The organism is Pandoraea sp. B-6 (assembly GCF_000282835.1).
In the GTDB taxonomy this organism is placed as follows: Bacteria; Pseudomonadota; Gammaproteobacteria; order Burkholderiales; family Burkholderiaceae; genus Pandoraea; species Pandoraea cepalis.
Map to the genome: position 1 here is coordinate 1 of NZ_KB290540.1, position 25,603 is coordinate 25,603.

Sequence of the window (25,603 nt, forward strand, 5' to 3'; positions counted from 1 at the left end):
ACGGACGACGAAGTGGCCCACGGCGTGTTCGGCCGCGTTGGCAACCGCCTGGTCGCCATGCGTTGCGAGGCCGATGCCGCGCACGCGCGCGTGAGCCCGGCGGTGGCGCAGGCGCTGTCCTGGCAGACCGGCGTGCGGCTGCAGCGCATTACCGATGCGCTCGGCAGTGTGGAAACCGGTCGACGCTGCGTCGTCAAAATCGACGGCGCCGACGCCGGACGGCTGACGTTCGCCTTCAACTGATCCTTTATCAATGATTCCGCGCGATGTCGCGCAACCCGCCTCTACTGCCATGTCCGTCGACTCAGTGATCCGCTCCGATGTGCTCGCCATGAGTTCCTACGCCGTGCCTGACGCGAGCGGTTTCCTCAAGCTCGACGCGATGGAGAATCCGTATGGCCTGCCGCCGGCGTTGCGCAGTGCGCTGGGGCAGCGACTGGCCGACGTGGCGCTCAATCGTTACCCGGCACCGCGTCCTCATGTGCTGCTCGAGACGCTCGCCCGCACGATGGGCGTGCCGGCCGGGGCCAAGCTGCTGCTGGGCAACGGCTCGGACGAGATCATCAGCATGATCGCGATGGCCACCGCTCGGCCGGGGGCCACGGTGATTGCGCCGATGCCGGGCTTCGTCATGTACGAGATGTCGGCGCGCTTGGCGGGCATCGAGTTCGTCGGTGTGCCGCTGCGCGCCGATTTTTCGCTCGACATGCCGGCCATGCTGGGCGCCATTGCGGCGCATCCGGGCGCGGTCGTATACCTGGCCTATCCGAACAATCCGACGGGCAATCTGTTCGCCGACGACGACATCGAGACGCTGGTGCGTGCCGCCAGCCGCGGCCTCGTGGTGATCGACGAGGCGTACCAGCCGTTTGCCGGGAAGACGTGGATGCCGCGTCTGCCGGAGTTCCCTCAACTGCTGGTCATGCGCACCGTCTCGAAGCTCGGGCTGGCGGGCATCCGGCTGGGCTACGTGGCGGGCAGCGCACAATGGCTCGACCAGATCGACAAGGTGCGTCCGCCCTATAACATCAATGTGCTCACGCAGGCATGCGCCGAATTCATGCTCGATCACCTTGGCGTGCTCGACGCCCAGGCGGCCGAATTGCGCGCCGAACGCACGCGGCTGGCCGCCGCCGTGGCGGCGCTGCCCGGGGTGAGTGTGTTCCCGAGCGATGCGAATTTCCTGCTCGTTCGCGTGCCGGATGCCGACAAAACCCACGCGGGTCTGCTCGCACACAAGGTGTTGATCAAAAACGTGGGTAAAATGCACGTATTGCTGGCCAATTGCCTGAGATTGACGGTCGGCACCCCCACGGAGAATGCGGCAATGGTGAAAGCCCTGGCCGCATCACTCTAACAAGCCATACGACGAGAACTCACCACCATGCGCATTGCGGAAGTCGTTCGCGATACCAGCGAAACGCAAATACGCGTCAAGATCGACCTGGACGGCACTGGCCGCAAGGCCCTCGATACCGGCGTGCCGTTCCTGGACCACATGCTCGACCAGATCGCGCGCCATGGCCTTATCGACATGGATGTCGAAGCCCGCGGCGATACCTTCATCGACGATCACCACACGGTGGAAGACGTCGGCATCACGCTGGGCATGGCGGTGGCCAAGGCGATCGGCGATCGTAAGGGCATCGTGCGCTACGGCCACAGCTACGTGCCGCTCGATGAAGCGCTGTCGCGCGTCGTGATCGATTTCTCGGGTCGTCCCGGTCTCGAATTCCATGTGCCGTTCACGCGGGCGCGTGTCGGCAATTTCGACGTGGATCTGACCATCGAGTTTTTCCGTGGCTTCGTCAATCATGCGGGCGTCACGCTGCATATCGACAATCTGCGCGGCATCAACGCCCACCACCAGTGCGAAACGGTGTTCAAGGCGTTCGGTCGCGCGCTGCGCATGGCGGTCGAGATCGATCCGCGCGCAGCGGGTGTCGTGCCGTCCACGAAGGGAAGCCTGTAACGCGAGACGGGTCGGCGCAGCCGGCCCGGTAGCCCGATAGCCCGCCGGCCCGCAAGGCCGGCGCCCCTGCGACGATTCACCGACCGGCCGGCCGCCGGCGCCGCGTGCCCCTATGACGCTCGACGCCTTCAAGTTCTTCATCTCGCTGCTGGCCCTGATCAATCCGCTCGGGGCGATCCCGCTTTTCATCAGCTTGACGTCCTCGCAGACGCGCGAGGAGAAGCGCCGTACGATCAATGTCGCGGCGATTGCGGTCGCCCTGGTGGTCGCGGGCTCGGGGTTGTTCGGTGAAGCCATCATCCGCTTCTTCGGTATTTCGATCGCATCGCTTGAAGTGGGCGGCGGCGTCATCATGTTGCTCATGGCGGTGAACATGATCAACGCACAGACCGGGAACACGCGCTCGACGGCGGAAGAGCGCGACGAAGCGGAGGAGCGGCCGAACATCGCCGTGGTGCCGCTCGCGATTCCGCTGCTCACCGGCCCGGGCACGATCAGTACCGTGATCATCTACTCGGGGCGTGCGCACGGCTGGGCCCAGATTCTGATGCTCCTGGCGATCGGCGTGGGCCTGGGCGCGGTGTGCTGGGTGGCACTGAGCAGCGCCGGGCGCCTCGAAGGCTGGCTCGGGCGTACGGGCATCAATATCGGCACGCGTCTGATGGGGTTGATCCTCTCGGCGCTGGCCGTGGAATTCATTATCGATGGTTTGAAAATACTGCTGCCGGGTTTGAGATGAATAAGATTGCGATTGTCGACTACGGAATGGGCAACCTGCGCTCGGTCTATCAGGCGCTGCGTGCCGCCGCGCCGGAGGCCGATGTGAGCATCAGCAGCGACGCCGCCGAGATTCGCGCCGCCGACCGGGTGGTGCTGCCGGGGCAAGGCGCGATGCGCGACTGCATGGGCTGCCTGAACGAGTCGGGCCTGCGCGACGCGGTCGTCGAGGCCGCCGCGACCAAGCCGATGTTCGGCGTGTGCGTGGGCGAGCAGATGCTGTTCGACATGTCCGACGAGGGCAACACGCCCGCGCTCGGCCTGCTGCCGGGCCGCGTGGTGCGCTTCGACCTCGAGGGCCAGTTGCAGGACGACGGCTCGCGCTTCAAGGTGCCGCAGATGGGCTGGAACCGCGTGCGTGAGACGCGGCCTCACCCGATCTGGGCCGGCGTGCCCGACGACAGCTATTTTTACTTCGTGCACAGCTACTACGTTGTGCCCGCAAGGCCCGAGTTGACCGTCGGCGAGACCGTCTACGGGGTGCCCTTTACCTGTGCGGTGGCCCAAGATAATATCTTTGCCACCCAGTTCCACCCGGAAAAGAGCGCTCAGGCGGGCCTTACCCTTTATCGCAATTTTGCGCAGTGGAAGCCTTGAGCGTGACCCGTCTCGCGTATTCGCGCCCGGATGTCACTCGGAGCATGCCCTGCGTCACGGCTTATACTGTGTGTCATGTTGATGAATCCGATCCCGACGTGCCGATGCCCGGCAAGGCAGGGGTCGGTTTTGTATTGTCCGCGTAATTTGCGAATTTCTTTTACCTCCCTCTAGCGACGTTTCACGATTGCCTATGCTGCTCATTCCGGCCATCGACCTTAAAGACGGTCAGTGTGTTCGCCTCAAACAAGGCGACATGGATCAAGCCACCGTATTCTCGGAGGACCCCGCGGCCATGGCTCGACATTGGGTCGAGCAAGGCGCTCGCCGCCTCCATCTGGTGGACTTGAACGGCGCATTCGTCGGCAAGCCGCGCAACGAAGCGGCCATTCGCGCCATCATTCAGGAAGTCGGGGCCGATATCCCCGTGCAACTGGGCGGCGGCATTCGCGACCTGGCCACCATCGAGCGCTATCTCGACGACGGTTTGTCGTACGTCATCATCGGGACGGCGGCGGTGAAGAATCCCGGGTTCCTCCGGGACGCATGCACCGCATTCGGCGGGCACATCATCGTTGGTCTCGACGCCAAGGATGGCAAGGTCGCCACCGACGGCTGGAGCAAGCTCACCGGCCACGAAGTCGTGGATCTGGCGCGCAAGTTCGAGGACTACGGCGTCGAATCGATCATCTACACCGATATCGGCCGCGACGGCATGCTCCAGGGCATCAATATCGACGCGACCGTGCGCCTCGCGCAGGCCGTGACCGTGCCGGTGATTGCCAGCGGCGGCCTGTCGAACCTGGGCGATATCGACGCGCTGTGCCAGGTTGAGCGGGAAGGCGTCGAAGGCGTCATCTGCGGCCGCGCGATCTACTCGGGCGACTTGAATTTCTCGGCGGCGCAAACGCGTGCGGACGAGCTTTCCGGAGGAGCGGCATAAGCGAGACCACGGCTGCGGCCGCCTCGCCTGCCAACATCATGGCTCTCGCTAAACGCATCATCCCGTGTCTGGACGTAACGGCCGGCCGCGTGGTCAAGGGTGTCAATTTCGTCGAACTTCGCGACGCGGGCGACCCCGTCGAGATCGCCCGCCGCTATGACGAGCAGGGCGCCGACGAATTGACGTTTCTCGACATCACGGCGACCTCCGACGGGCGCGACCTCATTCTGCCGATCATCGAGGCGGTGGCCGCGCAAGTCTTCATTCCGCTGACCGTGGGCGGTGGCGTGCGCGAAGTGGCCGACGTGCGCCGCCTGCTCAACGCCGGTGCCGACAAGGTCAGCATGAACTCGTCGGCCGTGGCCAATCCGCAGTTGGTGGCCGACGCGGCCGCCAAGTACGGCGCGCAGTGCATCGTCGTGGCGATCGACGCCAAGCGCGTCTCCGCCGACGGCGAAACGCCGCGCTGGGAGGTCTTCACGCACGGTGGTCGCAAAGCCACGGGCCTCGACGCCGTGGCCTGGGCCAAGCGGATCGAGGCCTTGGGCGCGGGCGAAATCCTGCTCACCAGCATGGACCGCGACGGCACCAAGAGCGGCTTCGACCTCGCGCTCACGCGCGCAGTGTCCGATGCCGTGAGCATCCCGGTGATCGCCTCGGGCGGCGTGGGGTCGCTGGCCGATCTGGCCAACGGCGTGACTGAAGGCCATGCGGATGCCGTGCTCGCAGCGAGTATCTTCCACTACGGCGAGCACACGGTCGGTGAAGCGAAGCGCTTCATGGCCGACAAGGGCATTTCGGTGCGGCTCTGAACGGAATTCCACGGATCATGACGCAAGATTGGCTGGACAAGGTAGCTTGGGACGCGCAGGGCCTCGTGCCCGTGATTGCGCAGGAACTCGGCAGCAACGATGTGCTGATGTTCGCGTGGATGAACCGCGAGGCGCTCGCGCGTACGGTCGAGACCGGCGAGGCTGTCTATTATTCGCGCTCGCGCAAGCGTCTGTGGCACAAGGGCGAGGAGTCGGGCCACGTGCAGAAGGTGCATGAGATTCGTCTCGATTGCGACGAAGACGTGGTGCTGATCAAGGTCGAGCAGATCGATGGCATTGCCTGCCACACCGGTCGCCATTCCTGTTTCTTCCAGAAGTTCGAGGGCAGCGTCGAGGATGGCCATTGGGCATCCGTCGAACCGGTGCTCAAGGACCCGCACAAGATCTACAAGTGAGCACCATGAACGATACGCTGGAGCGTGTGGCCGAGGTCATCGCCTCGCGCAAGGGAGCCGACCCCGACAAGTCGTACGTTGCCCGTCTGTTCCACAAGGGTGACGACGCCATCTGCAAGAAGATCGGCGAGGAAGCCACCGAAGTGGTGCTCGCGGCGAAGGACATTCGCATTGGCGGGGCCGACAACCTGCGCCAGAAGCTCGTCAACGAGACGGCCGACCTGTGGTTTCATTGCATGGTACTGCTCGCGCATCACGACCTGAGCCCGAACGAAGTGCTCGCCGAACTGGCGCGCCGCGAAGGGTTGTCGGGGCTCGTCGAAAAGGCGCAGCGCGGCGTCCGTGGCGAACACGCGGACTGATTTCCTTTGGCCACGATGGCCGTGATCATCGATATGCCGCGCTGGCTCACGCGAGGAGACGCTTCATGAACGATTCGCAGCCCCCGGGCGCGACCGGATCGCCCGGCAGCCCCGGCAATCCTTACCTCGCGACACCCCCGAATGCGCCGAGCGCCGAGCAGGAGCGCGCGTTGCGCAAGCTCACGCACGTGCTTTATGCGCTCTATGCGCTGTTCTGGCTCACGGGCGGCGTGACCGCCATCGTCGCGATCATCATCAACTACATCAAGCGCGATGACGCCGCCGGCACGCTCTACGCCTCGCATTTCACGTGGCAGATCCGCACGTTCTGGTGGTCGGTGGTCTGGGGGGTACTCGGCGTGGCGCTTGCCATCGTGATGGTCGGCTTCGCGATTCTCTGGGTGCTGGGCATTTGGGCGCTGTATCGGATCGTCAAGGGCTGGCTCTACCTGAACGACAACAAGCCCATGTACGCCGCGCGCGCCTGAACGATACCGAGCGGCACCTAAGCTCCCTACAAGCATTCGAGAGGAAGACACACGCATGACGCACGACAACTGTATCTTCTGCAAGATTATTGCCGGGCAGATCCCGAGCGCGCAGGTCCATGCCGACGACGATGTCGTGGTGTTCAAAGACATCAATCCGGCGGCCGACCTGCACCTGCTCATGGTGCCGCGCAAGCACATCGCCACATTGCAGGACTGCCAGCCGGAAGATCAGGCGCTGTTGGGCAAGATGATGCTGCTCGCGCCGAAGCTGGCCGCCGAGCAAGGCTATCGTTTCGACGGCGATGCGTCGAACATCGAAGGCAACGGATTCCGCGTTGTGATGAACACCGGACCGGGTGGCGGCCAGGAGGTTTATCATCTTCATATGCACATTCTGGCCGGACCGCGGCCGTGGAAGCGCATGTGAGTGTCGCCGGCGGCATGACGCGACGCGTTGCCGCATAGTGCTGTCGGAGCGTGCAAGTGTTCCGCATCGACGACGGTTTCACGAAACATTTATTTCTACCCGGTGTCCGACCCGGTTACGATGCAGGACGTGCCGCGCAATGTGCCACAATGGGGCACGTTGCTGCGGGCACGGCGGCAAACATGGAGCGCTTGTTCCTGGCTGTCACGCCGGGGCAACCGTGCACGACAAGATCCCGTCGCGACGCGGCAGGGGTGGGGAAACGCAAGGAGAGTGGTCATGGGTTCGTTGAGTATTTGGCACTGGCTGATCGTGCTGGTGATCGTGATGATGGTTTTCGGTACCAAGAAGTTGCGCAACATCGGCACCGATCTGGGAGGCGCCGTCAAGGGGTTCAAGGACGGCATGAAGGAGGGCGAAGGTGCCCCGGCCGCCAAGGATGACCCGGCGACTGCCAAGGAACTGCGCGACTCGACCACGATCGACGTGCAGGCCAAGGACACGAGCGATCGCAAGCAAGGCTAAGCCGGCGTCGACATGATCGATCTCGGTCTTTCCAAACTGATGTTGATCGGCGTTGTTGCGCTGGTCGTAATCGGGCCCGAGCGCTTGCCTAAAGTGGCGCGCACGGCGGGCGCGCTCTTTGGCCGCGCACAGCGCTATATCAACGATGTGAAGGCTGAGGTGAGCCGCGAAATGGAACTCGACGAGTTGCGCAATATGCGCACGCAGTTCGAGGACGCGGCCCGCAGCGCACAGAACACCATTCAGAAGCAACTGCACGAGCAGGAGGCGTCGCTCAACGACGCCTGGGCGAGTGCCACGGGCACGTCGTCCGGCGAGATCGCCGGCGGCGGTACGGATGCGGCGACCGGGTATTCCGACAGCTACCTTTCCGAACCCGTCGTGACGTCCGGTATCCGCGCGTCGACCAAGCGCCGCAACTGGCGCGTACGCCGGACTGCTACGCCGATCTGGTTCAAGCAGGCCAGCGCCACGCGCACGCAGGTGCAGTCGGGGGCGGCGCGTGTGGCGCGTCACACACCGGCCAAGTTGCGCCGGCCCGTCAAGTTCTTCTGAGGCGCTTGCGCACCGAACTTCCCGCCATCTGGCACTGTGCCGGCTTCATTCCTGGATAAGTCGACGTGAGCGACGACAAGCAAATCCCCGACGGGGGCTCCGAAGAGACCTTCATCTCGCATCTGATCGAGCTGCGCAATCGCATCATTCGCGCGGGCGCGGCGGTGATCGTGGCGTTCCTCTCGCTGGTCTACTGGGCACCGGACATCTTCCGCCTGCTCTCTCGCCCGCTGATGCAATCGCTGCCCGCGGGCGGCAAGATGATCGTCACCGATATTACCGGCTCGTTCTTCGTGCCGATGAAGGTCACGATGATGGTGGCGTTCGTCATTGCGCTGCCCGTGGTGTTGTACCAGGCCTGGGCGTTCGTGGCGCCAGGGTTGTATCAGCACGAGAAGAAGCTGGTGATGCCGTTGGTCGTGAGCAGCTACACGCTGTTCCTGCTGGGCATGTCGTTCGCCTACTTCCTGGTGTTCCCGACCGTGTTCCACTTCATGGCGCATTACAACGCGCCATTGGGTGCGGAGATGAACACCGATATCGACAATTACCTGAGTTTTGTGCTCACGATGTTCCTATGCTTCGGGGTGACCTTCGAAGTGCCGGTGGTCGTCGTGGTGCTCGCGCGCATGGGCGTGGTGAGCATCGAGAAGCTCAAGCAGATTCGGCCGTACGTGGTGGTGGGTGCCTTTGTGCTGGCTGCCGTCGTGACGCCGCCGGACATGCTCTCGCAACTGATGTTGGCGATCCCGCTCTGTATCCTTTATGAGTTGGGCTTGATCGCGGCGCGGCTGTTCGTCAAACAGGGCCATCGGCAAGACGAAGGCAGCGAGGGGAACGGCGAAGCGACGCCGTAACCTTGGCGTGGCTTGCCGCGGCACAGTCGGCTCGCGACATCGATAATGCCGATACAGAAAAGCACGGGTCTCATGGCCCGTGCTTTTTTTGTAGGCGATCGCCGCAGGCGAGGGCCGAAGATGCACGAGGGCAGGCGTGACAATGGGCGAAGCCCGTCGCGGCGACGCAAATGAAAACGGCCGCGCCCAGGCGCAGCCGTTGTGTCCTTCCGGGCGGTCCGATGCCCTCAGTCGGCGCTGTTCCCGTCGGTGCCATCGCCGCCGTCGGTACCGTCTCCACCGTCCGCACCGTCCTGCGCCGGTCGCTTGGGCGGCGGCGGGCGCTTGCCGATCGTCACGGTAAGATCCATCGCTTTCTTCTTGCGCGTGACGTTCAGCTTGGCCTGCGTGCCCGGCTTGATCTGGGCGATGACGTTGAGCAGTTCGGTGGTGTCGCGAATCGATGCGTCGTTCACCTTTGTCAGGATGTCGCCCGGCTGGACGCCGGCCTTGTCGGCGGGGCCACCCTGCACGACGCCGGCGATGATGACGCCCGAATCCTGCTGCAGGCCAAACGACTCGGCGATATCCGAGGTGATGTCCTGCGGCTCGACCCCGACCCAGCCGCGCGTGACTGAACCGGTGGTGATGATGCTCTCGAGCACCGAGCGCGCCGTCGACACGGGAATCGCGAAGCCGATGCCCATGTTGCCGCCGCTACGCGAGTAGATCGCCGTGTTGATGCCGAGCAGGTTGCCGTTGACGTCGACCAGCGCGCCGCCCGAATTGCCGGGGTTGATGGCGGCGTCCGTCTGGATGAAGTTCTCGAACGTGCTGATATCGAGGTGATTGCGCCCCAGCGCGCTGATGATGCCCATCGTAACCGTCTGGCCGACGCCGAACGGGTTGCCGATGGCGAGGACCACGTCACCCACGCGCACCTGTTCCATGCGGCCCAGCGTGATGGCGGGGAGGTTGTCGAGCGTGATCTTGAGCACCGCGAGGTCGGTTTCGGGGTCGCTGCCGACCAGCTTGGCGCGGGCCTTGCGGCCGTCGGCAAGGGCGACTTCGATCTCGTCGGCCCCGTCCACCACGTGATGATTCGTGAGAATATAGCCTTCGCTGCTCACAATCACGCCCGAGCCGAGGCTCGAGACCGGGTCTTGCCGCATTGTGCCGCCGCCGTCGCCAAAGAAATACCGGAACAACGGATCATCGAGGCGCGGATCGCGATTCTGCTTTTGTTCCTTGCTGGAAAAAATGCTGACGACCGCAGGCATCGCCTTTTGTGCGCCATCGGCGTACGAGCCGGTCGACGGCTTCTCGGACAGACTCGGCGCGACTTCCTGCAGGGCGATGATGGGATTGGCCAGTTGCTTGCCGAACGAACCCTGGCGTTGCAGCCACTGAGGCTTGAGGGTGGCGACGATGAAGAGCAACGCAAGCAGCACGGTGACCGCTTGCGCGAACAGTAGCCAGAAGCGTCTGAGCATGAAAGAGCGAGACCTTATATGAATCGTGTTGAACTCGAATTGTATCTGAACGATACCCTGCAAATCGCGCAATTTCGCGATTACTGCCCGAATGGCCTACAGGTCGAAGGGCGCGGCGAGATTCAGAAAATCGCCAGCGGCGTGACCGCCAGCCTGGCTTTTCTCGAAGCCGCCCGCGACTGGGGCGCCGATGCCGTCCTCGTTCACCATGGTTACTTCTGGAAGAGCGAAGATGCCCGAATTACCGGGATGAAGCGACGTCGTTTGGGGGTGTTGATCGGTCACGACATCAACCTGTTCGCCTACCACCTGCCCCTCGATGCCCATCCCGAACTGGGCAACAACGCGCAACTCGGCAAGTTGCTGGGCTTCTCCGACGACGGCGGCCGTTTTGGCCCGGATCAGCTTGGATGGCTTGGCGCACCCGCCGCGCCGACGACATTGGCGGCGCTTGCGGCCCACGTTGAAGCAAGGCTGGGGCGCGCGCCGCTGTTGTTGGGGGACCCGAATCGCGAGGTGCGCCGTGTTGCGTGGTGCACCGGCGGCGCGCAGGGCTTCTTCGAGGCTGCCATCGGGGCGGGCGCGGATGTGTATATCAGCGGCGAAGTCTCCGAGCCTACCCAGCATCTCGCGCTCGAGAGCGGCGTGGGTTATCTGGCGGCGGGCCATCATGCGACCGAGCGTGGCGGCGCGAAGGCCATTGGCGAGCATGTCGCAGCCCGGTTCGGGCTCACGCATCGATTCTTCGATATGCCGAACCCGGCTTGACCTGAGGCGCCTTTCGGGGGCGGCACGAGGCCGCCCTGCGCAGCTTTACCCGTTCTGCTTCTTGAGGCTGTCGCGGATTTCGCGCAGCAGAACGATGTCTTCCGGCGTGGGCGCGGGGGCTGCCGGGGCTTCCGCCTCCGGACGCTTGAGCCGGTTGATCTGCTTGACCATCAGGAAAATGATCACGGCCAGGATCAGGAAGTTCAGGGCGACGGTGATGAAGTTGCCGTAACCGAAGACGGCCACACCGGCTTTGGTCAGATCGGCGTAGGACGTCGGGTTGCCCTTGAAGTCGGGCGGGATGGTGCCAAGCAGAATGAACTTGCTCGAGAAATCTAGGCCACCGAAGATTGCACCCACGATCGGCATGATCAAGTCTTTGACGACCGAATCAACGATCTTGCCGAAGGCCCCGCCGATGATCACGCCGACGGCCAGATCGATCACATTGCCCTTGACGGCAAATTCCTTGAATTCCGACATGAAGCTCATGCCATTTCTCCCTGTTATGTTGCGTGACCCGGAGGAGCATCGCGCTACACCGGGACTCATGAACTGGCATTGATTGACCGGTAATTCCATGCGGGCCGCACGGCTGCGGCGGGGGGCGCGTCAAATAATGTCACGCGAATGCCACAGGCCGCGCACGATGTCACCGGGACGAGACAGGGAAAATGATGACTAAATGTCGTGCACGCGTCAACGAAAGCGGCGATCATGACGGTTCTCGTGCAGCATCCCAGAAGCGAAACCCCGGGTGAGCGCTGGCCACCCGCAGGGTACGTTAATCCTTTGAAAATACGCGAAAACCACTAGGAGGCTGGGGCGTTTTGCCGTTGTTTCAGGCATTCACGCTCGCGTATGATTTAAGGTTGACGGAAATACCAATTCAACCGTGTGGGGCTTGTGATGAGTGACAATCAAGAAAAGGCCGTCGACAGTAGCCGTCGGAATCTGTTGATTGCAACGTCCGTAGCGGGAGGCGTGGGCGGCGTTGCAACGTTGGTTCCCTTTGTCAGTTCGCTCGAACCCTCGGAGCGCGCCAAGGCAGGCGGGGCGCCCGTCGAGGCAGACATCAGCAATCTCAAGCCAGGCGACAAGATGACCGTGTCCTGGCGCGGCTTGCCCGTGTGGATCGTGCGTCGCACGCCTGACGAGATGGCTTCGCTGTCCAAAGTGACGGCGGAGTTGGCCGATCCGGACTCCAAGGAAACGTTTTCCTACCCGATGCCCGACTATTGCAAGAACGCGTTCCGCGCGCGTGTCGAGCACAAGGATCTGCTCGTGGTCGTCGGCATCTGCACTCACCTTGGTTGCATTCCTTCCGGCCCTTACCAGGCGAACGCCAACGCCGCGCTGGGCCCCGATCCGGGTTTCCTGTGCCCGTGCCACGGGTCGACCTACGATATGTCTGGCCGTGTCTTCAAGAACAAGCCGGCGCCAAAGAATCTCGACGTTCCCCGGTTCATGTTCGTGAACGACACCAAGCTCGTGATCGGTAAAGACGAAAAAGGAGAAGCGTAATCATGGCCGCCGACAAACAGGTCGACACGACGGGCTTGCTGGGCTGGATCGATCGCCGGTTTCCGCTCAGCCAGCTCTGGAGGGAGCACGCGTCCGAGTATTACGCGCCCAAGAATTTCAACTTCTGGTATTTCTTCGGATCGCTGGCCATGCTGGTGCTGGTGATTCAGATTCTCACCGGTATTTTCCTGGTGATGAACTACAAGCCCGACGCCAATCTCGCGTTCGCGTCGGTCGAGTACATCATGCGCGAAGTGCCGTGGGGCTGGCTCATTCGCTATATGCACTCGACGGGCGCATCGATGTTCTTCGTCGTGGTGTATCTGCACATGTTCCGCGGGCTGTTGTACGGTTCCTACCGCAAGCCGCGTGAGCTGGTGTGGGTGTTCGGATGCTTGATCTTTCTGTGCCTGATGGCTGAAGCGTTCATGGGCTATCTGCTGCCGTGGGGGCAGATGTCATACTGGGGCGCGCAGGTGATCGTGAACCTGTTCTCGGCGATTCCGTTCATCGGTCCGGACCTGTCGCTGTGGATTCGCGGCGACTACGTGGTGTCGGATGCCACGCTCAACCGCTTCTTTGCGTTCCACGTGATCGCCGTTCCGCTGGTGCTCATCGGGTTGATCGTCGCGCACATCATCGCGTTGCACGAAGTCGGGTCCAACAACCCTGACGGCATCGAGATCAAGGACAAAAAAGACGCCAACGGCCGGCCGCTCGATGGCATTCCGTTCCATCCGTATTACACGGTGCACGACATCATGGGGGTGGGCGTGTTCCTGATGGTGTTCTCGGCGATCGTGTTCTTTGCGCCGACGATGGGCGGTTACTTCCTGGAAGCGAACAACTTCATTCCGTCCGACTCGCTCAAGACGCCGCCGCACATTGCGCCGGTGTGGTACTTCACGCCGTTCTACTCGATGCTGCGCGCCACGACCGACGACTTCAAGCATTTGTTGATGGGGCTGGCGGTGATCGTTACGGCGATCTGGTGGGTCAAGGGCAAAGCGGCCGCGACCACGAAGGTGGCGGCGTCTGGCGGTGTCGTGTTGCTGCTGCTGGCGATGTATCTGACCGAGGCCAAGTTCTGGGGCGTGGTGGTGATGGGCGGCGCGGTGGTCACGCTGTTCTTCCTGCCGTGGCTGGACCATAGCCCGGTGAAGTCGATTCGTTACCGTCCGGGATTCCACAAAGTGTTGTTGGGTATTCTCGTCGTTGTTTTTGCGGTGCTGGGGTATTTGGGCATTCAGGAACCGACGCCCATGAAGACCGCGATTTCGCAGGTCGGCGCGCTGTACTACTTCGGATTCTTCTGGCTGATGCCGCTGTGGAGCAAACGCGGCACGTTCAAGCCGGTGCCGGATCGCGTGACCTTCGCGGCGCATTGAGCGCACGCCAACGACGACTAGGGATATCACGATGAGAAAACTGTTGCTTGTCCTGGCGCTCCTGAGTGGTTTCGCGGCGCCGGTCTTGGCTGAAGAAAGTATGGCGCTGGATACGGCGCCCAATCGGATCGACGACCTGGCCTCGCTGCAGCGAGGCGCGAAGCTGTTCGTGAACTACTGCCTGAACTGCCATTCGGCGGCGTCGATGCGGTATTCGCGCCTGAAGGATCTGGGATTGTCGGATGCAGAGATCAAGAACAATCTGCTTTTCACGACGGACAAGATTGGCGACACGATGACCGTGGCCATGCGTGCGGCGGATGCCAAGGAGTGGTTTGGTGCACCGCCGCCGGATCTGTCGGTCGAGGCCCGGGCGCGGGGGACGGACTGGCTGTATACCTACTTGCGTACGTTCTATCGCGACGATGCGCGGCCGACGGGGTGGAACAACCTGGTGTTCCCGAATGTGGGCATGCCAAACCCGCTTTGGCAGTTGCAGGGACAGCGGGGATTGAAGCATGGGGAGGGGGCGGAGCATGGTCCGGCCCAGTTCGTGCAGATTACGCAGGGGACGATGAAACCGGTGGAATTCGATGCTGCCGTGGCTGATCTGGTATCTTATCTGGATTGGATGTCGGAACCGGCGCAACGCACACGCCGGCAGTTGGGTGTCTGGGTTTTGTTGTTCTTGGGACTCTTTACGGTACTTGCCTGGCGCCTGAATGCGGCCTATTGGAAGGACGTGAAGTAAAATAACGTCTGTACGACGGGGCCAGGGTATGGGGAGCGTCGATTTCCCGCCCCGGCCCCGTTGGTTTTTAAGGAAGACGCGCTATGATGGTTTTGTACTCGGGCACTACGTGCCCCTTCTCCCAGCGTTGCCGGCTGGTTCTGTTCGAAAAAGGCATGGATTTCGAAATCCGTGACGTCGACCTGTTCAACAAGCCGGAAGACATTGCGGTGATGAATCCGTACGGTCAGGTGCCGATTCTTGTTGAACGCGACTTGATTCTGTACGAATCGAACATCATCAATGAGTACATTGACGAACGATTCCCGCATCCGCAGTTGATGCCGGCCGATCCGGTGCAGCGTGCGCGTGCGCGTTTGTTCCTGTTCAATTTCGAGAAAGAGCTGTTCGTGCATGTGAGCGCGCTCGAGAACGAAAAGGGCAAGGCGGCGGAGAAGACGCATGAGAAGGCGCGTGCGTCGATTCGCGATCGTTTGACGCAGCTTGCGCCGATCTTCGTGAAGAACAAGTACATGTTGGGCGAGGAGTTCTCGATGCTCGACGTGGCGATTGCGCCGTTGTTGTGGCGTCTGGATCACTATGGCATCGAGTTGTCGAAGAATGCCGCGCCGTTGATGAAGTATGCCGAGCGGATTTTCAGCCGTCCGGCCTACATTGAAGCGCTGACGCCGTCCGAAAAGGTCATGCGTCGCTGATGCGTTGATTGAACCGCTGGCGAGGCTGGCCTGCCGAGTGCGGTGGGCGGGTTTCGCGGCGGGATAAGTTGGTCATATGCCTGAAACGTCTACCAAGCCTTACCTTTTGCGCGCGCTGTACGAGTGGTGTACCGACAACGGGTACACACCGTATTTGGCCGTGCATGTCGATGCCAGGACGCGAGTACCGCGCGAGTTTGTGAAAGATGGCGAGATCGTGCTGAACATCAGCTTCGATGCCACGAGCGGATTGCAGATGGGCAACGACTGGATTGAATTCAGCGCCCGCTTCGGCGGCATTTCACAGAAAGTGGAAGTGCAGGTGCCGAACGTGCTGGCGATATATGCTCGCGAGAATGGCCAGGGGATGGCATTCCCGGTCGACAAGCAGGCGTCTGCGGAGGAGGGTGCCGAGTTGGAAGCGGTGCCGTCGGTGCAGGCCGCGAGCGACGACGATTCGGATCCGACGCGCCCAGGTGGCAATGGCGCGGCGGGTGGCAGCACCGGACGGGCTCGCCTGAAGGTGGTGAAGTAATTCGAGAGCGCGGGTGAGCGGGGTGGGCGCTTTGTGCGTGTTTCCCCAAAGGCCTCCGTCGCCGGATGATTTCGCCCTGACAGGGGGTCGTCAGTAACCGATGAATCGGTTACAATACGCGACTTCGCCGGCTTAGCTCATCTGGTAGAGCAGTTGATTTGTAATCATCAGGTGGCGGGTTCGAGTCCTGCAGCCGGCACCAAATACCATGCGGGTCCCAGAAATGGGACCCGTTTTTTTTGTTCTACAAAAGCTTGGTTGTTCTACAATGCGCGCGCTCAGGTCGCTGAGAACGCTAGGTCATTCACAGTAACTCTCTTGCTTCTCGGATGCGCTGAGCGGTCGAAGGAAGGCCACTACGCTCCATCGCTTGAGCAAAATCTTCGACGCTTGATTCAGGTGGCTGGAAAAAATCGAGCGCTACCCCAAGGAAAGACGTATGACGGCGGATGCCTCCTGCAAGCGGCTCAACAGGCGAGCGTTCGAACCGGTATCAAAACGCTGAACGCTGCCTACGAGTGCCAGCGCAGCTACGCAATCACCTTCGGCATTGAAAATTGGAACAGCCACTGCGCCGAGCCCGGATTCCAACTCGCCTTGCGAACGATAAAAGCCATCCTTGCGGATTTTCGTCAGCACGCTCAAAAACTCCCGCCAAGTATCTCCCATGCCATTGAGGCCGATCTCCTTGGCGTGGGTTGCGTAAATCTTCTTGAGCGAGCTGCGCGGCAGGTGCGCTAGCAGAACTTTTGGGGCGGCAGCAAGGAATAAGGGGCGGGGCCGCCCGCGCCCATAAGAAAGTTGAAGATTTTTTTCCGCGCTGACGCGATGGACGTCGATGACCTGCGGCCCGGCAAACATGACACTGAGTGCCGCGTCAAACTTGGTGCTGGCTGCCAGCTTGCGCATGACCGGATCGGCCGCGAACAACACCGGGTCGGTTTGTCGCAACTGATAGTCCAGCGCGATGATGCGCCCGCCGAGAGAGTAGCGCCCCGCCGCGACTTTTTGCAATAACCCCGCCTCGACCAATTCCTTCACATAGCGGTAACCCGTGGGGCGGGAATAGCCCAAAACATCGTTGATTTTGTCCGGTTGCCAGATCGGATTTTCCTCGGTGAATAGATCGAGAATGGCAAGAACCCGGCCGGGGCTGCTCATATTAGATTTAGGTATTGAAGTTCAAAGTGAACATGATAGCGGCCTGTGGCCGCCTCGTTATACACATCTCGGTTCATGCGGCCTCACCCCGAAGCGCACGTAGCGTTTCGGCGGGTATGATAACGCGCTGCAAGCCCTCCCAGATCGTGTTGGCACCAGGCTCGCCTTCGGCCTTGTGCGCAAGGAATGCCCGCCGTCGGCTTCTCTGCAAACCGCATCAGCAGTGTCTTTGCGCGTTCGTTGCGCCTCGCGTCGCCAAGATCCACGCCTTCCAACTCCCTACATGCCCAGCTATCCGATTCTCTCGCGATCTGGTGCCGCCACAATAGGCAAGAGTAAACGCCGATTGGCTTCCGGTTATAACCCCCAAAGCCGGCCTGACATCGCCCGCCATCCCTTGTCCATCAAGGCCTGGCGGACTGCTGTATGACTAGGTGGCGGCTGGTGCGTCGCCCCGCCGTGATTGCGAGACCAGCGAACACTATTCGCGATGAATGGCGCTTGATAGGCCGACTGAGTTCTCATTTCACACCCATGCGCTGCGCCATCTCCGCACGCCAAACCGACCGCGGTCTGAAACCCGGCAGCGTGCGCGCATGCGATTCCAGGCGCTGCATCAGCGTGCTTCGATCCTTTAGATCGATCGCCACGCGCATGGGTTGTGAAACGTACCAAGGCAAATCGAAATAGAGCTCCAGCCGATTGCCCTCTGGGTCGGGAACATAGATGGAAAGTGCATTGCCGTGTGTCACCGGCGTGATATTGGGCAGCTTCTCGGCCAGCAGAGTCTCGTGCATCTCGCACAGCGTATCCAAGCTGTCTGTTTTGAGCGAAATCTGGTTGATGGGATTGAAGGGCATATCGTTGGGGCGCCCCGTCAGAAGCACGATCTGGTGGTGCTCATCCGGGTCTCGACTCAGAAACACGAGGTCCATCACTCCGTTCGGCCCGGGCAACTGGCCTCGGTCCGTCACGGTGAAATCAAGTAGGCGGGTGTAGAAGTCTGTGACCTTCGCAATGTCGGTCACGAACATGCCAAAGTGGCTGAACCTGAAGCCGGGCTGATTCGGGGTTTCCAGTGACATAGGGTTTCTCCGTGGATTGACAGTGATCCATGGTATCAGCTTAAATCTCGATTTATGAGATTTTGTAACTTATAAGGGGGGATTCGATGAATCAGGCGAGCTTCGAGTGGCGCAACATGTGCGCAGTGCCATTTCAGCATTGCGAGCGCGATCGACGGCTACGGATGCCGGCCGTACCCGAAAGCCTTTGCAGTTGTGTTCCCCGGGCTATTCCTTCCTAAGGGGCGCCCGTCTGGTCTGGCGGTCGGGCTGGCACAGTTCTTTGGATCGCCGTGATGGCGATCCTCGCTCCAGCGCCCTGTGCCTGTTCTCCGTGCGCATCAGCGAGACGCTCCCGTTACACATGCGCTGTGAGAGATCGGCCGTAATCAACCAGATATCACGGTCGCAAGTCGCCTTGCTGACCCATTCGGCGACGCGGCCTTCCGCGGCCACTCGCCAGTGTTTGCGAAGTCAATCGGGACAGCAACGAGAAAGAGGCGTGCGCCTGTGCCTCCTGTCCAGCAATGAAAACCTTTCTGCTATGCCTCTAACCACTACTGCCATTGAAACTCCGGGTGTTGACGACGTCTTTTGGCGCGAGGAATACGCGCAGATCGACGAGGACGATGCCTTTCTCGCCGACATCGTGGCGGAAGCCGACCTGCCCACGCTTCTCACTGCGCTTTCCGCCGTCACCGGAGACTTGTCGATGCTCCGTCCGGACCTGCGCGCGCCGTTTCCTCTTGTTGATACGGTTGGGCCTGCCCATGGAGGCATGAGCGAAGCCGCGCAAATCGAAGCCCGCGCACTGGCCCTGGCTGCACTCAAGCGCGTGCGCGACGAAAGCTTGACTCGGCCACGTCCTCTTGAGGATGCCGAGACACGCATCCTGATCGATTTCCTCACGAACGGTGCCGGAGAGGCCGATGCTGAGCTCCTCACCCACGAGATGGATCTCGCCCCGAAAAAGCTCGGCGCGCCTGGTTGGAAATTCGAGAATGTGGCGGGTGATCGCCAGTTCGCTGTCGCGGTCATTGGCACCGGCATGTCGGGCATTGCCGCCATGTATCGGCTCAAGCAGGCAGGCGTGCCCTTCACGGCCTTCGAGAAGAACCCCGACGTTGGCGGCGTGTGGTGGGCGAACACCTACCCGGGCGTGCGGCTCGACACACCGACGTTCGGGTACAGCTTTTCATTTGCTCAGCGCACGGACTGGCCGCATGCGTACGCGACCGGTGGTGAAATTGAAGACTACGCTCGCGAGATCGTAGCGCGTGCCGGGCTTCGCGAGCATATCCATTTCGGAGTCGAGGTTCTCTCGCTCAACTGGGACGAGGCTTCCGGCAATTGGGATGTGATGACTCGCACAGGTAGTGACGAGCCGGTGCACCATCGTTTCAATGCCGTGATTTCGGCGGTGGGCCAGCTCGAGCGACCCAATATCCCTGAGATCGAAGGTCAGAGCGATTTCAAGGGCGTGTGTATGCACTCCGCTCGCTGGAACCACGATGTTGATCTTCACGGAAAGCGCATCGCAGTCGTCGGTACTGGAGCAAGTGCGTACCAGATCGTCCCTAACATCGTTGATAAGGCTGAGCACCTTACTGTGTTCCAGCGCTCTGGTCCGTGGATGGTTCCTGCGCCGAACTACTACGCTGACACTCCGAGGGCGCTGCAGTGGTTAGCTGAGCATGTTCCATGCTACGGTCAATGGTTCCGGCTTTCAGGCTTCTTCCAGTCAGCGACCGGACGTGTGCATACCGTCGTCACCGACCCTGGTTGGACTCGAGAGGATTCGGTATCGGCAAAGAACCTGGAGGTGCGCGAAACGCTGACCGAGATCATTCGCGAACAGTGGAAAAGCCGCCCCGAACTCATCGACAAGATCGTGCCGACATACCCGCCCGGGGGCAAGCGAATGCTGCGCGACAACGGCGTGTGGGCCGCCGCGTTGCAGCGGCCAAATTCCGCGCTTGTCACCAGTCCCATTGCGCGCTTCACGGAAACTGGCCTGGTGACTGAAGATGGCGTCGAGCATCCGGTTGATGTCGTCGTCTATGCAACAGGATTTACCGCTGCCGAGTTTCTCGATCCGATTAAGATTCACGGTGCTTCAGGGCGAACGATCAAGGAGCAATGGCAGGGCAACGCGAAGGCGTGGGGGGGCATTGCCGTGCCTGACTTCCCCAATTTCTTCATGGTGTTGGGCCCGAACACGAATTACGTTGTGCACGGCAGCCAGCACTTCATGATGGAGTGTGCAGCCGAGTTCGCTGTCGAAGCGATCCATCAAGTTCTGCGCCGAGGCATCAAAGGCATCGAAGTAAAGCCAGAGGTTCTTGATGCCTTTGTCGAGCGAGTCGACGCCGAGAATCAGCGCCGCGCTTGGGGCCGGCCGCAGATTCGCTCCTGGTACAAGAATCGCTTTGGTCGGGTTTCTCAGGTGTGGCCGTTCAGTCACCGCGAGTACTGGCAACTTACCCATGACGTCGACTTTGACAGCGACTTCATCTCGCATTGAGCTAACAGGCCTTCGGAGCGTAGAAAACTATGGCTTTGGATAGTGTCTCGCAGGCCCTTTTGCAGTCCTGGGCCGCAGCGGCAGGGGCGAATGCGACTCCACTATGGAAACTCGATGCCGTGCAAGCGCGGGCAGCCGCCGGACGCAGAGTGCTTCAGCGTGACCCAGGGCCAGCGATGGCGCGCAGTGAGGAAGTCGCGATTCCGGTACGAGATGGCTCCTCTATCCCGGCTCGACTGCTGGTGCCTACGGTGCGACCGCGAGGTGTGTTGATGTACGTGCATGGCGGCGGCTGGGTGTTGGGCGAACTGTCCGAATTCGAGGCCATCGGGCGGAAGCTTGCTGCATGCACGGGCGCGGCGGTATTGCTGGTGGGCTACCGCCTTGCGCCGGAACATCGTTTTCCAATCCCGCTGCAAGACACGTGGGACGCTCTGCTATGGGCGAATCAGCACAAAGTGGAGATCGCAGGAGACGACGTCCCGCTGGTCGTCGCTGGGGACAGCGCTGGCGCCAATCTGGCGGCTGTCGTCGCTCGGTGGTCGCGGGAGCGAAACAGCCCAAAGCTGGCGGCGCAAGTGCTGGTGTATCCCGTGACCGATGCAGATTTCACGCGCGCCTCCTATCACGAACCGGAGAACCAGACCTTCCTCTCAACGCCATCCATGGCCTGGTTCTGGGACCAATATGTGGCCGATTCATCTGCACGCATGCATCCCGATGCATCTCCGCTGCGTGCCAAGGACTTGTCGGGCTTGCCTGCGGCATTCGTGGTGACAGGGCAGCACGACATCCTGCGTGATGAAGGACAGGCCTACGCCGCCGCGATGGCTGATGCTGGCGTGGAAGTGGAACAGCATGAAATGGCAGGCCAGATGCACGGATTTTTCACTATGACAGGCATCCTGCCGGCCAGCGATCAGGTGCTGGAAAGAATAGGCGCCTTTCTTGATCGCAAATTGCTCGCATGAAGTCGCGCCATCCAACAGGCTGCCGAGCTACTTTTCAACACGAGTCGTCTACAGGCACTTGATCGAGCGGCGGCCCTAGTTGTTCGGCGTTGCCTGCGCAATCACGTCCCGTGCATAGGCGCGCGTTGATGAGCGCTCTGGCGTCACGGCGCTTGTCCGTACCAGCGTGTGCGGCGCGTGTCGTCGTTGGGTGCCTCGCGCTCGCCATGGCCATCGGCAATGGTGACCGTACTGATGGCGATCTGTCCATCTTCTGAGATCTTGTCTTGCGACTCTCGTGGGATCAACTTACAGCGCCTGTCACGCACCACGCGCCGACCGAAACGAAGTGCTTCGCCAGCTCGCCTAGGGGTGGTTCAGGCTTGCATTCGAATTCTGCATGGCTTGACGATAAAATATAAATCTCGAATAATGAGATATATTAACTTTAATTAAAGGGCATTAAATGAAACTGGTGAGCTTCGAATGGCAAGGCCGTGCAGGTTTTGGTGCGGTGATCGATGCAGGCATCGTGGACTTGGGTCAGGCGTTCAACGGGCGGTATGTCAGCCTGAAGGATTTGCTGGCTGCAGATGCCGTGGGTGAGGCTGCCGAGCTGGTATCGGGGCGCCAGGCAGATTTTCAGATGTCGGACGTGACGCTGCTGCCGGTGATTCCCGACCCCGGCAAGATCTGGTGCTGCGGTCTGAACTACCACGCGCACGTTCAGGAAACCAATCGCGAAGTCACTGAAGAGCCGACCTTCTTCTTGCGCGTGGCAAGTTCACAAGTCGGTCATGAGCAGGCCATCGTGCGGCCCAGGGAATCGACGCAGCTCGACTTTGAGGCGGAAATCGCCGTTGTCATCGGCAAGGGCGGGCGTCGCATCGCCCCAGCAGAGGCGGCCCAGCACATCGCGGGTTATGCCTGCTACAACGATGGCAGCGTGCGCGACTGGCAGCGCCATACCTCGCAGTGGATTCCGGGCAAGAACTTTTGGCGCACCGGCGGATTTGGCCCCTGGATGGTGACCGCAGACGAAATTCCGTTTGACACGCGCCTGAAGATGGTGACGCGCCTCAATGGACAAGAGATGCAGAACACCACCACCGACATGATGATTCATAGCATTGCCAAGCAGATTGCTTACGTGTCCACCATTGCGCCGCTTGAAGCGGGCGACGTCATCGTTACAGGTACGCCGGGTGGCGTCGGTGCACGACGCCACCCACCAGTCTGGATGAAGGCGGGCGACGTGGTGGAGATTGAGGTGGAGCGCATCGGCGTGCTGCGCAATCCGATTGCTGACGAGCAGTGATCCGGCTCCGTACGAATCGCGCATCAGCCTTGGCTTCTTTCATGTTCACGGTCATTCACAGACCGGCATGAAGACCCTATACCGATGCATGGTGGGCTGCGTGCCCATCGCATGGCTTCCTATCCTGAACAGCGCTCAGAACTAGCTGTCCCAAGGTCGCGCAGACCTGATCTGCGGGAGCCTAAATCAACGCAATGGCTTCCAAAAAAGGAAGAGGCGATCCGGGACATCGCCATCAGGCAAACCAGAGCAACGCTCTATCGAAAAAAGAATTTATGCACGACGTTGCGATCATCGGTCTCGGCCCCACGGGGGTAACGCTGGCAACCCTGCTCGCACAGCAAGGCCTTCGGGTGCTGGCGATCGACCGCGAGGCGGGCATCTATCCCCTGCCGCGTGCAGTGCATTTCGATGGTGAGTGCATGCGTGTGTTCCAGAGCATCGGCGTTGCCGATGCCTTGAAATCCCAGGTGCGTCCATCGCCGGGCATGAAGTTCATTGACTCCGACGGGCGGCTGCTGATTGATTGGTCGCGCGATTTGGAAGTCGGGCCCATGGGCTGGTATGCCAGCTACCGTTGTCACCAGCCCTGGCTGGAACAAACGCTGCGGCAAAAACTGGCCGAGCACGCCGGTGCGGACATTCGCGTGAAGCACGAGATGCTCGACTGCACGGTTGCGTCAGACGGCGTTGATCTACGCATTAAGGATCTTTCCACCGGCAAAGCGCTGCAAGAGAAAGCTCGCTACGTCGTCGGTTGCGATGGAGCGCGATCCATCATGCGTGGACTTACCGGAGCGCGCATGGACGATTTGCAGCAGCACGAACAATGGATCGTGGTGGACATCGTTCTGAATCATGAGCGCCCCGATTTAGGCGACTACAGCATCCAGTATTGCGATCCGTCGCGCCCGGGAACTTACGTACGCGGCGTGGGCATGCGCCGGCGCTGGGAGCTGATGTTGGTGCCGGGCGACGATCCAACAATCATTACGCAGCCGGAATCCATCTGGAAACTGCTGTCGCGATGGGTCACGCCACAAGAGGCCACGCTGGAGCGCCCCGCGCTCTATACCTTTCGCGCTGTTGTCGCGCGCGGGTGGCGAAAAGGCCGCTTGCTGCTGGCGGGCGATGCTGCGCATTTGACTCCGCCGTTCATGGGGCAAGGCATGTGTGCGGGTATCCGCGATGCTTCCAACCTCGCATGGAAGTTGGCGGCAGTGATTCGCGGCGAGGCAGGTGAAGACTTGTTGAACACTTATGAATCCGAGCGCGAGCCGCATGTGCGTGAGTTCGTCTCAACGGCGGTGCGCCTGGGACACATCATCCAAACTACCGACCCGGATGTCGTGCGGCGGCGCGACAAGGAGTTTGCACAGCCTGAATTGTTTTCGACTCCGCAACCGTCGCTCGGCCCTGGCGCTCATGTGGGAGGCGCCCTTGGCGGACGCATGATCCCGCAGGCGGTTCGCGCCGACGGATCGCGCACGGACGATGACACGGGCTACGCCTATTCGTTGTTTGTATCGCCCGTCGCGCTAGGTGCGGCGAAGGCCCTGATCAAGGACCGTATGCCCATCGTCGCGGTCACCGAGCCTTCGCTGACGAATTGGATGGAGGCGTCGGGCATCGTTGCCGCGTTGGTACGCCCCGACCGCTATGTCGCGGGGGGCGCCGCGACAGACCGCGAGCTGGAGCAATTGCTACAGGCACGCGGCGCAGATTCCCCGATCTGTGCATGAGCGCCGGCGGCAAGGGCGCCACAAACACTTGAGCAACATTGCGCAGCGCAACCTGCGCAAGTGTTGAAGCGGGCGTGACCCGTAGCGTAGCAGTCTGGACGACCCAATGATCGGTGTTGCGTCAGACCGAGCGGGTTTCCCCGCCGTCGGCGCGCACGTTCTGCCCGGTGATGTACGCGGACTCGTCACTCGCGAGAAAGCGTACGACCCGGGCCAATTCGGCGGTACTTTGCGCGCGGCGCAAGGGGATCTTGCTGGTCCATTCGGGCGGCACTGCAGCGGGATCGTCCTTTGTAAATCCGGGGAGCACGTTGTTCATGCGGATGCCTTGCGGCCCGTACTCATCGGCATAGAGCTTGGTGAACGAACCCAGCGCGGCGCGCAGCGTTGTCGAGATAGAGAACATCCGGTTGGGTTCGAAAGCCCCGGCTGTAGAGATGTTGACGATCGCGCCACCGCCCGACGCAAGAAGGTGCGGGGTAGCGATGCGAGCCATGCGAACTACGCTCAACAAGTACAAATCCACACCGTGCAGCCAGTCGTCATCGCTGATGTCGAGCAGCGTCCCGCGTGCGGCGTGGCCACTGTTGTTGATCACCGCGTCAATGCGACCGAACTTTTCGATTGCGAGATCAACCGTCGCGCGCAGGTCCGCGATGTTGGTGTTGGAGCCATCAACGCCGGCACCGCCTAGTGACTCGGCGAGCATGCGACCGCGGCCGGACGGAGACAAGGCCACGACACGCCAGCCGCAGGCCGCAAGCTCACGCACGCAGGCTGCGCCAATGCCGGAACCTCCGGCGACAACAATGCCGACCTTTTGCTTTTCCGTGCCTCGCGGGCTATCTCCAATCTTGGTCATGCGCTGACTCCTTCGAGTGTGTGGTGTTAACTGCGGCTCCGGGAATGCCCCAATGCCGAAATTGACTTTTTTCTCAATTGTTGAGATAAAATTACAAAATCAATTATACAAAAGA

Annotated in this window: 31 protein-coding genes, 1 tRNA gene and 1 pseudogene; 25 read left to right on the forward strand and 8 right to left on the reverse strand. The window is 61.2% G+C overall.

Annotated features, from left to right (window positions below):
• The 14 genes from A985_RS25960 to tatC all read left to right on the forward strand — a co-directional run.
• The coding region (locus tag A985_RS25960) for a hypothetical protein (protein ID WP_039830465.1) at positions 1–243 on the forward strand (243 nt) is incomplete at its 5' end.
• Positions 244–292: 49 nt separating this feature from the next.
• The gene (gene hisC, locus A985_RS0116975) at positions 293–1,357 is read left to right on the forward strand and encodes a histidinol-phosphate transaminase (RefSeq protein ID WP_017234570.1); all 1,065 of its coding nucleotides are present in this window, start codon (positions 293–295) and stop codon (positions 1,355–1,357) included.
• A 27-nt stretch (positions 1,358–1,384) separates the two neighbouring features.
• Positions 1,385–1,972: an imidazoleglycerol-phosphate dehydratase HisB gene (gene hisB / locus A985_RS0116980; protein ID WP_017234571.1), complete on the forward strand. Its 588-nt coding sequence runs from the start codon at positions 1,385–1,387 to the stop codon at positions 1,970–1,972.
• A gap of 112 nt (positions 1,973–2,084) precedes the next feature.
• Complete coding sequence (locus tag A985_RS0116985) at positions 2,085–2,711, forward strand: MarC family protein (protein WP_017234572.1); 627 nt, start codon at positions 2,085–2,087, stop codon at positions 2,709–2,711.
• Positions 2,708–3,346, forward strand: a complete 639-nt coding sequence (hisH, locus tag A985_RS0116990; protein WP_017234573.1) for an imidazole glycerol phosphate synthase subunit HisH — start codon at positions 2,708–2,710, stop codon at positions 3,344–3,346. The genes A985_RS0116985 and hisH overlap by 4 nt, the downstream gene beginning before the upstream one ends.
• A gap of 193 nt (positions 3,347–3,539) precedes the next feature.
• Positions 3,540–4,289: a 1-(5-phosphoribosyl)-5-[(5-phosphoribosylamino)methylideneamino]imidazole-4-carboxamide isomerase gene (gene hisA, locus A985_RS0116995; RefSeq protein WP_017234574.1), complete on the forward strand. Its 750-nt coding sequence runs from the start codon at positions 3,540–3,542 to the stop codon at positions 4,287–4,289.
• 38 nt (positions 4,290–4,327) lie between these two features.
• The gene (gene hisF / locus A985_RS0117000; RefSeq protein WP_017234575.1) at positions 4,328–5,101 is read left to right on the forward strand and encodes an imidazole glycerol phosphate synthase subunit HisF; all 774 of its coding nucleotides are present in this window, start codon (positions 4,328–4,330) and stop codon (positions 5,099–5,101) included.
• Positions 5,102–5,118: 17 nt separating this feature from the next.
• Positions 5,119–5,517 (forward strand): phosphoribosyl-AMP cyclohydrolase, encoded by a 399-nt coding sequence (gene hisI / locus A985_RS0117005; protein WP_017234576.1) that lies wholly within the window; start codon positions 5,119–5,121, stop codon positions 5,515–5,517.
• A 5-nt stretch (positions 5,518–5,522) separates the two neighbouring features.
• On the forward strand, positions 5,523–5,879 hold the full coding sequence (locus A985_RS0117010; protein WP_039830469.1) for a phosphoribosyl-ATP diphosphatase: 357 nt from the start codon (positions 5,523–5,525) through the stop codon (positions 5,877–5,879).
• Between the two features lie 65 nt (positions 5,880–5,944).
• Positions 5,945–6,367: a hypothetical protein gene (locus A985_RS25965; protein WP_017234578.1), complete on the forward strand. Its 423-nt coding sequence runs from the start codon at positions 5,945–5,947 to the stop codon at positions 6,365–6,367.
• Between the two features lie 55 nt (positions 6,368–6,422).
• Positions 6,423–6,797, forward strand: coding sequence for a histidine triad nucleotide-binding protein (locus A985_RS0117020; protein ID WP_017234579.1), 375 nt, complete (start codon positions 6,423–6,425; stop codon positions 6,795–6,797).
• A 279-nt stretch (positions 6,798–7,076) separates the two neighbouring features.
• Entirely contained in the window at positions 7,077–7,322 is a 246-nt protein-coding gene (gene tatA, locus A985_RS0117025) for a Sec-independent protein translocase subunit TatA (RefSeq protein ID WP_017234580.1), read from the forward strand.
• Between the two features lie 12 nt (positions 7,323–7,334).
• Positions 7,335–7,877 carry a Sec-independent protein translocase protein TatB gene (gene tatB, locus A985_RS0117030; protein WP_017234581.1) on the forward strand — a complete coding sequence of 181 codons (543 nt, stop codon included), beginning with the start codon at positions 7,335–7,337 and terminating at the stop codon, positions 7,875–7,877.
• A gap of 65 nt (positions 7,878–7,942) precedes the next feature.
• Positions 7,943–8,734 (forward strand): twin-arginine translocase subunit TatC, encoded by a 792-nt coding sequence (gene tatC, locus A985_RS0117035; RefSeq protein WP_017234582.1) that lies wholly within the window; start codon positions 7,943–7,945, stop codon positions 8,732–8,734.
• A gap of 227 nt (positions 8,735–8,961) precedes the next feature.
• Here the strand turns inward: tatC and A985_RS0117040 are convergent, their stop codons facing one another.
• On the reverse strand, positions 8,962–10,206 hold the full coding sequence (locus A985_RS0117040) for a Do family serine endopeptidase (RefSeq protein ID WP_017234583.1): 1,245 nt from the start codon (positions 10,204–10,206) through the stop codon (positions 8,962–8,964).
• 18 nt (positions 10,207–10,224) lie between these two features.
• Here A985_RS0117040 and A985_RS0117045 point away from each other — a divergent pair, with 18 nt between their 5' ends.
• Complete coding sequence (locus A985_RS0117045) at positions 10,225–10,974, forward strand: Nif3-like dinuclear metal center hexameric protein (RefSeq protein WP_017234584.1); 750 nt, start codon at positions 10,225–10,227, stop codon at positions 10,972–10,974.
• Between the two features lie 45 nt (positions 10,975–11,019).
• On the opposite strand, the gene mscL is transcribed toward A985_RS0117045, so the two are convergent.
• Positions 11,020–11,466 carry a large conductance mechanosensitive channel protein MscL gene (mscL, locus tag A985_RS0117050; protein ID WP_017234585.1) on the reverse strand — a complete coding sequence of 149 codons (447 nt, stop codon included), beginning with the start codon at positions 11,464–11,466 and terminating at the stop codon, positions 11,020–11,022.
• Positions 11,467–11,883: 417 nt separating this feature from the next.
• Here mscL and petA point away from each other — a divergent pair, with 417 nt between their 5' ends.
• The 6 genes from petA (at position 11,884) to A985_RS0117080 (ending at position 16,069) form a co-directional block, all read left to right on the forward strand.
• Positions 11,884–12,498 (forward strand): ubiquinol-cytochrome c reductase iron-sulfur subunit, encoded by a 615-nt coding sequence (gene petA, locus A985_RS0117055; protein WP_017234586.1) that lies wholly within the window; start codon positions 11,884–11,886, stop codon positions 12,496–12,498.
• Between the two features lie 2 nt (positions 12,499–12,500).
• Entirely contained in the window at positions 12,501–13,886 is a 1,386-nt protein-coding gene (locus tag A985_RS0117060) for a cytochrome bc complex cytochrome b subunit (RefSeq protein ID WP_017234587.1), read from the forward strand.
• A gap of 31 nt (positions 13,887–13,917) precedes the next feature.
• Positions 13,918–14,637 (forward strand): cytochrome c1, encoded by a 720-nt coding sequence (locus A985_RS0117065; RefSeq protein WP_026132066.1) that lies wholly within the window; start codon positions 13,918–13,920, stop codon positions 14,635–14,637.
• Between the two features lie 83 nt (positions 14,638–14,720).
• Positions 14,721–15,332, forward strand: coding sequence for a glutathione S-transferase N-terminal domain-containing protein (locus A985_RS0117070; protein ID WP_023593906.1), 612 nt, complete (start codon positions 14,721–14,723; stop codon positions 15,330–15,332).
• A 76-nt stretch (positions 15,333–15,408) separates the two neighbouring features.
• A complete protein-coding gene (locus A985_RS0117075; protein ID WP_026132067.1) occupies positions 15,409–15,867 on the forward strand; it encodes a ClpXP protease specificity-enhancing factor in 459 nt (152 codons plus the stop codon).
• A 126-nt stretch (positions 15,868–15,993) separates the two neighbouring features.
• Positions 15,994–16,069, forward strand: a tRNA-Thr gene (locus A985_RS0117080).
• 218 nt (positions 16,070–16,287) lie between these two features.
• On the opposite strand, the gene A985_RS0117085 is transcribed toward A985_RS0117080, so the two are convergent.
• The 4 genes and pseudogenes from A985_RS0117085 to A985_RS0117090 form a co-directional block, all read right to left on the reverse strand.
• Positions 16,288–17,028 (reverse strand): IclR family transcriptional regulator, encoded by a 741-nt coding sequence (locus A985_RS0117085; RefSeq protein WP_017234591.1) that lies wholly within the window; start codon positions 17,026–17,028, stop codon positions 16,288–16,290.
• Positions 17,029–17,101: 73 nt separating this feature from the next.
• The gene (locus tag A985_RS29415; protein WP_369751590.1) at positions 17,102–17,239 is read right to left on the reverse strand and encodes an IS4 family transposase; all 138 of its coding nucleotides are present in this window, start codon (positions 17,237–17,239) and stop codon (positions 17,102–17,104) included.
• Positions 17,211–17,354: pseudogene (locus A985_RS29865) on the reverse strand (transposase DNA-binding-containing protein); the annotation flags it as partial. The pseudogene A985_RS29865 and the gene A985_RS29415, both read right to left, overlap by 29 nt.
• 195 nt (positions 17,355–17,549) lie before the next feature.
• Entirely contained in the window at positions 17,550–18,113 is a 564-nt protein-coding gene (locus tag A985_RS0117090) for a VOC family protein (protein ID WP_017234592.1), read from the reverse strand.
• A gap of 481 nt (positions 18,114–18,594) precedes the next feature.
• On the opposite strand from A985_RS0117090, the gene A985_RS0117095 reads away from it, so the two are divergent.
• Positions 18,595–20,616 (forward strand): NAD(P)/FAD-dependent oxidoreductase, encoded by a 2,022-nt coding sequence (locus A985_RS0117095; protein WP_232424660.1) that lies wholly within the window; start codon positions 18,595–18,597, stop codon positions 20,614–20,616.
• A gap of 272 nt (positions 20,617–20,888) precedes the next feature.
• A complete protein-coding gene (locus tag A985_RS0117100) occupies positions 20,889–21,587 on the forward strand; it encodes an alpha/beta hydrolase (protein ID WP_017234594.1) in 699 nt (232 codons plus the stop codon).
• A 143-nt stretch (positions 21,588–21,730) separates the two neighbouring features.
• Here the strand turns inward: A985_RS0117100 and A985_RS28265 are convergent, their stop codons facing one another.
• Positions 21,731–21,874, reverse strand: coding sequence for a hypothetical protein (locus tag A985_RS28265; protein WP_017234595.1), 144 nt, complete (start codon positions 21,872–21,874; stop codon positions 21,731–21,733).
• A gap of 158 nt (positions 21,875–22,032) precedes the next feature.
• Here A985_RS28265 and A985_RS0117110 point away from each other — a divergent pair, with 158 nt between their 5' ends.
• On the forward strand, positions 22,033–22,884 hold the full coding sequence (locus A985_RS0117110; protein ID WP_017234596.1) for a fumarylacetoacetate hydrolase family protein: 852 nt from the start codon (positions 22,033–22,035) through the stop codon (positions 22,882–22,884).
• A 275-nt stretch (positions 22,885–23,159) separates the two neighbouring features.
• Positions 23,160–24,626 (forward strand): bifunctional 3-(3-hydroxy-phenyl)propionate/3-hydroxycinnamic acid hydroxylase, encoded by a 1,467-nt coding sequence (locus A985_RS0117115; RefSeq protein ID WP_017234597.1) that lies wholly within the window; start codon positions 23,160–23,162, stop codon positions 24,624–24,626.
• Between the two features lie 121 nt (positions 24,627–24,747).
• Here the strand turns inward: A985_RS0117115 and A985_RS0117120 are convergent, their stop codons facing one another.
• Positions 24,748–25,488: an SDR family oxidoreductase gene (locus tag A985_RS0117120; RefSeq protein WP_017234598.1), complete on the reverse strand. Its 741-nt coding sequence runs from the start codon at positions 25,486–25,488 to the stop codon at positions 24,748–24,750.
• Positions 25,489–25,603 lie beyond the last annotated feature (115 nt).